At 26.6% G+C, this 7,165-nt stretch carries 8 protein-coding genes and 1 pseudogene; all 9 read left to right on the top strand.

The genetic code is table 11. The annotated features are described in order from the left end of the window. Positions 1-279, top strand: a pseudogene (locus M4I33_RS12310) (1-acyl-sn-glycerol-3-phosphate acyltransferase); the annotation flags it as partial. 99 nt (positions 280-378) lie between these two features. Beyond that, on the top strand, positions 379-726 hold the full coding sequence (locus M4I33_RS12305) for a DUF5301 domain-containing protein (RefSeq protein ID WP_257917069.1): 348 nt from the start codon (positions 379-381) through the stop codon (positions 724-726). A gap of 77 nt (positions 727-803) precedes the next feature. Then, entirely contained in the window at positions 804-1,439 is a 636-nt protein-coding gene (gene nth / locus M4I33_RS12300) for an endonuclease III (RefSeq protein ID WP_257917068.1), read from the top strand. Positions 1,440-1,540: 101 nt separating this feature from the next. Next, a complete protein-coding gene (locus M4I33_RS12295) occupies positions 1,541-2,302 on the top strand; it encodes an EFR1 family ferrodoxin (RefSeq protein ID WP_257917067.1) in 762 nt (253 codons plus the stop codon). A 13-nt stretch (positions 2,303-2,315) separates the two neighbouring features. Then, positions 2,316-2,888, top strand: coding sequence for a DJ-1/PfpI family protein (locus tag M4I33_RS12290; RefSeq protein ID WP_257917066.1), 573 nt, complete (start codon positions 2,316-2,318; stop codon positions 2,886-2,888). Between the two features lie 15 nt (positions 2,889-2,903). Then, complete coding sequence (locus M4I33_RS12285; protein ID WP_257917065.1) at positions 2,904-3,464, top strand: NUDIX hydrolase; 561 nt, start codon at positions 2,904-2,906, stop codon at positions 3,462-3,464. 22 nt (positions 3,465-3,486) lie between these two features. Further along, positions 3,487-3,987, top strand: coding sequence for an AAA family ATPase (locus M4I33_RS12280; protein WP_257917064.1), 501 nt, complete (start codon positions 3,487-3,489; stop codon positions 3,985-3,987). A 100-nt stretch (positions 3,988-4,087) separates the two neighbouring features. After that, positions 4,088-6,250, top strand: coding sequence for a DNA helicase RecQ (gene recQ / locus M4I33_RS12275; RefSeq protein ID WP_257917063.1), 2,163 nt, complete (start codon positions 4,088-4,090; stop codon positions 6,248-6,250). 10 nt (positions 6,251-6,260) lie between these two features. Further along, on the top strand, positions 6,261-6,998 hold the full coding sequence (truA, locus tag M4I33_RS12270; protein ID WP_257917062.1) for a tRNA pseudouridine(38-40) synthase TruA: 738 nt from the start codon (positions 6,261-6,263) through the stop codon (positions 6,996-6,998). Positions 6,999-7,165: the final 167 nt, after the last annotated feature.

Here is a 7,165-nt window from a genome sequence, read left to right as displayed (position 1 = left end):
AAAAGAGGTATACTTCTTTTAGCAAAAGTTAAGGGTGCAAAGGTTGTTCCTATAGGAATGCACGGGACTGACAAACTTCTTCCTATCTGTAAAGATGGGGATATGGGGGGAGAAGAGTGGCATGATGCTGATGTATATGTAAACTTTGGAGAACCTGTGGTATTACCTAAAAAAGATAAAGAAGAAACAAAGCATGAATATGATGATAGATGTATGGAAATATTAATGAAATCTATAGCTAAAGAATTACCAGAAAGTTATAGAGGAGTTTATAAATAGAAAAATTGCCTAAGAGATTTAGGCAATTTTTTTTACTTTAAAGGACTTTTTTTAAGATTATAGAAGATAATAATTAATATAAAGTTTTAGGGGGATTTTATGAAGAAGATTTGTTTAATTATAGGTTTAAGCTTATTTTTCTTAGTAGGCTGCACTAAAGAAGAGTTATTTAAAATAGAAAAAGAAGAAAATATAGAAAAAGTTATAGTATCTAAAGATTCAAAAGAAGAAGAACTTAAAGATAAAAAAGAGATAGATAGATTAATTAAAGAACTAGAATCTTATAAAAAGACTAAAAAAGAAAGTGTACATGATACTCCAAGTAGTGAGTTTACTAAGATTACTATAAAAGGTAAAGATTCAGAAGAGATTATTTTTTTATATGAAGAATATGAAACAAAGTATTTAGAAAAACCTTATGTAGGTATTTATGCACTAAAAGAATAAAGAAAAGTTAAAATTTAATAATAATTATTATTAAATATATGATAAAATAAATATAATATATTTAAGGCGGTGCTAAAGTGAAAAAAAGAACAAAAGAAATTTTAGAAATATTAAAAGAAACATATCCTGATGCAAAATGCGAACTTAATCACGAGACTCCATTTCAGCTTTTAGTAGCTACTTGCCTTTCAGCACAAACTACTGATAAAAAGGTAAATGAAATCACAGAAACCCTTTTTAAAGAGTATCCTGATTTAGATGCGTTTTTAACATTATCAAATGAAGAGATAGAAGAAAAAATTAAAAAGATAGGTCTTTATAGAAATAAAGCAAAAAATTTAGTTATGATGTGTAGACAATTAAAAGAAAATTTTAATGGAGAAGTTCCAAACACTATGGAGGGAATAACTTCTCTTAGCGGGGCTGGGAGAAAGACTGCAAACGTAGTTTTATCAAATGCTTTTAATGTACCTGCAATTGCAGTAGATACTCACGTATTTAGAGTTTCAAATAGATTAGGCCTTGCAAACTCTAATAATGTTTTAGATACTGAAAAACAACTTCAAAAAGAAATTCCTAAAAAGGAATGGACTTTAACTCACCATTTACTTATATTCCATGGTAGAAGATGTTGCAAAGCGCAAAGACCAACTTGTTTTGAATGTCCTTTAAATCACATCTGTAAATGGGAAGGCAAAAAAAATCATATGTAAAAATTATTGAGTACAAAATAGTACTCAATTTTTTTACATTAAATTCTTTAAAAGTTTGATATAATAAACTTATATGTAGATATAAATTTTGGAGGATTTTTATGAAAATATTTTATTTCACGTCTACTGGAAATTCACTTTATGTTTCTAAGAAGATAAAGGAGAATTTTGAAGAGTGTGATTTAGTTAAAATTTCTAGAGAATTAGATGAAGTAATAGTTGAAGACGAAAAGATAGGTATAGTTTATCCACTTCATTCTTTTGGACTACCTATAATAGTTGAGGAATTTATTAAAAAAATGAAATTTAATAGCAATCCTTATATATTTGTAGTTCAAGTTACAGGAGGCGGAAAATCTAATAATGGTTTTTATAAGATAAATGAAATACTTAAGAAAAAAGGTGTTTCAATAAGTAATTATGAAGAGGTAAAATATATCTCAAACTATATAAGAGCTGGAAGAAATCCAAGCAAAGAAAGAGCGATTAAAGCTATTGAAGATAGTGAAGAAAAGTTAAATGATTTTATTGAAAATATAACTTTAGATACTATAAAAGAATTTAAAAAGAGAAAAAATCAGATAACTTTTTTAATTCATGATTTATGGAGAGACAAATATAAAAAAAGAGACAAAAATTTTAACGTAAATGATGATTGTATAAATTGCGGTTTATGCATAGATTTATGTCCTTCTAATAATATAGAAATAGTAAATGGAAAAGTAAAATTTAATGGGCATTGCGTAGATTGCATGGGATGCATTAATATTTGTCCAAAGAATGCAATTAATATAGGTAATAGTACTATCAGAAAAGATAGATACTTAAATCCTTTTATAAAAAGAGATGAATTAATAAAATAAGGGGAGTTAAAACTTGAAAAGAATAGGAATATTTATTTTTAAAGATATGACAGATTATCATGTATCTTTAATTTCACAATTATTAAATAGTTCAGAAGGTATTGAAGTCGTAACTTTAGCAAACAAAGATGGAGTTATAAAAGCTAGAAGTGGATTTAACTTTATTCCAGATAATACTTTAAGAAAGATAGAATTTGAAGAGTTAGATGGACTTATTATTCCAGGCGGTTGGAGTAATGACTTTTCAGATGAATTAAGAGAGCTTATTTGGTATTTAAAAGATAATAATAAATTAATAGCTGGAATTTGCGGTGCAGGAACGATTGCACTTGCAAAATCAGGAGTTTTTGAAAAATACGAATATACAACACCTGTAAAAACTTGGACTAAGAAACATGAAGAGGTTTTTGGAGGAGAAGATCCATTTAATCGCAAAAATTACGTAGAATATGATGTAGTAAGAGACTGCAATTGTATTACAGCAGATGGAATGGCTTTTATTGATTTTTCAATTGAGATTTGTGATATGTTAAATCTTTTCTCATCAGATGAAGAAAAGAAGGAATTTAGAAGAATGTTTAAATAAGAAAGAGAGAAAACTATGGATTGGGTTTTATATATTTATAATTATAAACCATGTAATGAGCAAGAGGAAAAAGATAAAGAAGCTATATTAGAATTTATAAAAAATAATGATAATGTACTTTTAAGAGAAAATAAAACTGCGCACATAACTAGTTCAGCCTTTGTTTTAAATAAAGAAAGAGACAAGACTTTAATGATTCATCATAATATTTATAACTCTTGGGCTTGGACTGGCGGGCATGCAGATGGTGACTCCAATCTTTACAAGGTATCATTAAAGGAACTTAAAGAAGAAACAGGAGTTTTAGGAAGAAAAAATATCTTAGGAAAAGAAAATATTGCATCTATAGATATTTTACCTGTATTTGGTCACGTAAAAAATGGAAAGTACGTTTCAGCTCACCTTCATTTATCTATAGCCTATTTAATAGAAGCAAATGAAGAAGATAAACTAAGTATAAAAGAAGATGAAAACAGTAACGTAAAGTGGATAAAGATAAAAGATTTAGAAAGCGTTATAAAAGATGAACCTCATATGAATTATGTATATAATAAAATTTTAGATAAATTAAGATAAACTAAGAAGAGGTGGTGCATTTATGAAAAAACTTATAATAGTAAATGGTCCTATGGGTGTTGGAAAAAGTAGTGTCTGTAAAAGGTTAAATTCAAGATTACCTAAGTCTGTATGGCTTGATGGGGATTGGTGCTGGATGATGGACCCCTTTATAGTAGATGATGAAAATAAGGATATGGTAATAGATAATATATCTCATATACTTAGAAATTATCTTAAAAATTCAAACTTTCAAAATGTAATATTAAGCTGGGTAATTCATAAAGATGAAATCTTAAACGAAATTTTAGATAAGATTGCACTTAATAATTATGAACTAAAAAAAATAACTTTAGTTTGTAGTAAAAATGTACTTAAAAAGAGAGTATCAAATGATATAGCTTCTGGAAAAAGAGATGTTGAAAGTTTAGAGAGAAGCTTAGCTTATCTTAAATATTATGAAGAGTTTGTAGATAATAAACTTGATACATCAGAAAAAGGAAAAAGTGAAATAGTAGATGAAATAATTAAAATAATAGAATAAATATAAAAAGATAGACCTTTTGTGGTTTATCTTTTTATATTTATATTAAAAATGATATTATATGGATAGAATTAAAATAAAAACTTAGGAGTTAGTAGATTTGAAAAATAAAGCTTTAGATATTTTAAATAAATATTACGGATACGATAAATTTAGAAAAGGTCAAGAAGAAATAATAAATGAAATTATAAAAGGTAATGACGTATTATCTATAATGCCAACAGGTGGAGGAAAATCTATCTGTTATCAAATTCCTGCTGTAATTTTAGATGGAGTAACTGTTGTAATATCTCCTCTTATTTCTCTTATGAAAGACCAAGTAGACTCTATAAATAATATAGGTATTAAATCAGCTTATATTAACTCATCTCTTTCAAACATTCAAATAGAAGAGATTTTTAATGAAATAAGAATGGGTGAAGTTAAAATACTTTACGTAGCACCAGAAAGATTAGAATCTTTTAGTTTTTTAAATATTATTTCAAATATAAATATAAGCCAAATTGCAGTAGATGAGGCCCATTGCGTATCACAATGGGGTCACGATTTTAGAAGTAGTTACAAAAACATTAATAAATTTATAAATATGCTTAAAAAAAGACCTATAGTTACTGCCTTTACAGCAACAGCAACAGAAGAAGTTAAAGAGGACATAATAAAGCTTTTAGAACTTCAAAACCCAAAGGTCTTTGTAGCTGGATTTGATAGAGATAATTTAGAACTTGTAATAGAAAAAGGTGTAAATAAAAGATCTTATATTTTAGATTATGTAACTAAAAACAAAGAGCAGTCAGGAATAATATATTGTGCAACTAGAAAAGAAGTTGATGAATTATATAATGCTTTAAATAAAAAGGGAATTGAGGCTTTAAGATATCACGCTGGGCTTTCAGATATAGAAAGAAAGGAAAATCAAGAAGCCTTTGTTTATGATAAAGGAAGTGTAATAATTGCAACAAACGCCTTTGGAATGGGGATAGATAAACCAAATATAAGATACGTTATCCATAACAATATGCCAAGGACTATAGAAAACTACTATCAAGAAATAGGTAGAGCGGGGAGAGATTCAGAAGAATCAGAATGTATTTTATTATTTTCTCCAGGAGACGTTCAAACTCAAAAATATATTATAGATAATGGAACTACTAACCCTTTTAGAAAAAGAAATGAGTTAGCGAAGCTTCAAACTATGATAGACTTAGTTTACTCTAATGGATGTTATAGAAAGTTTATTTTAAATTACTTTGGTGAAGAGGGAAAAGAAAGATGTGACAAATGCAGTAGTTGTAATTTTGATGGTGAAATATTAGATAAAACTATAGATGCACAAAAAGTTATATCTTGTATTTATAGAATGAAAAGACCTTATGGAATAGGAATGATTGTAGACGTATTAAGAGGTTCTAAAAATAAAAAAATAGTAGATTTAGAATTAAATACTTTAAGCACTTATGGAATAATGAAAGATTATTCTAAAGATGACTTAAAAGAATTTATTAATACTTTAATATCTCACGGATATATTAATTATGGGGGAGAATACCCTGTAGCTGAGCCTAATTCAAACTCTTTAAATATAATAAAGGGATTAGAAAAAGTTTTATTTAAAGAGGAGAGAAAAATTAAAGCCTTCAGTAGTAATAACGAATTATTTGATATATTAAAAGGTATAAGACAAAGAATTGCAATCGAAGAAAAGATACCTCCCTATATGGTCTTTGGTGATAATACTTTAAAAGAGATGAGTGTAAGGCTCCCTAAAACTTCTGATGAGTTATTAGATATTTCTGGAGTAGGATTTAAAAAGATAGAAACATTTGGAGAAGCGTTCTTAAATTCTATTAATGATTATATAAAAGAAAATGAAATAGAAACATCTTTTACTTTTATAAAAGGTGGAAATTTAAAAACTGAAGAAAAAGAAAATAAAAAAAGAAAAACTAATAGCGATAAAAAGAAATCATTTGAAGTAACTATAGATATGCTAAGAGATGGGAAAATGTTTAAAGAGATTGCACAAATTCGTGATATGTCTTTAAATACAGTTATATCTCACGTAAATACTTACTTAAGCGAAGGAAACTCTATAGACTTTGAAATTGATTTTAGCACAATAATAAATGAAGATGATGAAATAGAAGTTTTAAGTGCTATAGATAAAATAGGTTTTAATAAACTTAAGCCTATAAAAGAAGCTATAAGAGATAATATTTCATATGATACTATTAAGTATGTTATACTTAAAAAAACATTAGGTTAAAGGTGATAAGATGAGAAACATAAAAATGATAATAGAATTCGATGGAACTAGATATAAAGGATGGCAAGTACAAAGTACAGAAACTTCAACTATAGGTGAAAAGTTTAATAAACTTTTAAGTAAGATGACAGGAGAAGAAATTAAAGTTATAGGTTGTGGAAGAACTGATTCAGGAGTTCATGCTGAAAATTATATAGCAAACTTTAAAACAAATGATAATAAAACTTTAGAAGAAATGTTTAATTATATAAATGAATACCTTCCTGAAGATATAGTTTTAAAAGATATAAGAGAAGCTAGTGATAGATTTCACTCAAGATATAATATAGTTTCTAAAACTTATGTGTATAGAATAAATAATAATTTATACCATAATGTATTTGATAGAAGATATACTCTTCACATTAAAGAAAAATTAAATGTAAAAGATATGATTATAGCTTCAAAAAGCCTAGTTGGAACTCATGATTTTAAAAGTTTTACTACTTTAAAATCTAAAAATAAAACAACTGTTAGAACTATAAATTATATAAATATAACTGAAAATAACGGTTATATAGAATTAGAGTTTAATGGAAACGGCTTTTTACAAAGAATGGTCAGAATAATAACTGGAACTTTAATAGAGATAGGTCTTGGAAAGAGAAAAAAAGAAGATATAATAAATATCTTAGAAGCTAAAAAAAGATCAGAAGCTGGTTTTGTAGCTTTAGCACACGGACTTTCAATGAAAGAAATAGAATATTAGATAAAATTATTGCATCTTTATAATCATAAGGGTGCTATTTTTTTACTAAAAATCTGAAAATAGTATTATAATTATGTATAATGAAAATGTAAGATTTCGTAAGAATTAAGTTAAGAAAACGAAAAGTTCCCCATTTAAAATTAAAGTATACTTAAATTAAGGGGGAC

The sequence above is a fragment of the Clostridium sp. LY3-2 genome (genome assembly GCF_024705715.1).
In the GTDB taxonomy this organism is placed as follows: domain Bacteria; phylum Bacillota; class Clostridia; order Clostridiales; family Clostridiaceae; genus Clostridium.
The sequence above is the reverse complement of the archived record's forward strand: the minus strand, read 5'-3'. Positions and strand labels throughout refer to the sequence as shown.

Excerpts from the sequence above, each read along its gene's own strand:
- M4I33_RS12305 (WP_257917069.1), top strand. The coding sequence starts at position 379 with ATGAAGAAGATTTGTTTAATTATAGGTTTAAGCTTATTTTTCTTAGTA.
- M4I33_RS12295 (WP_257917067.1), top strand. The coding sequence starts at position 1,541 with ATGAAAATATTTTATTTCACGTCTACTGGAAATTCACTTTATGTTTCT.
- M4I33_RS12285 (WP_257917065.1), top strand. The coding sequence starts at position 2,904 with ATGGATTGGGTTTTATATATTTATAATTATAAACCATGTAATGAGCAA.
- M4I33_RS12280 (WP_257917064.1), top strand. The coding sequence starts at position 3,487 with ATGAAAAAACTTATAATAGTAAATGGTCCTATGGGTGTTGGAAAAAGT.
- truA (WP_257917062.1), top strand. The coding sequence starts at position 6,261 with ATGAGAAACATAAAAATGATAATAGAATTCGATGGAACTAGATATAAA.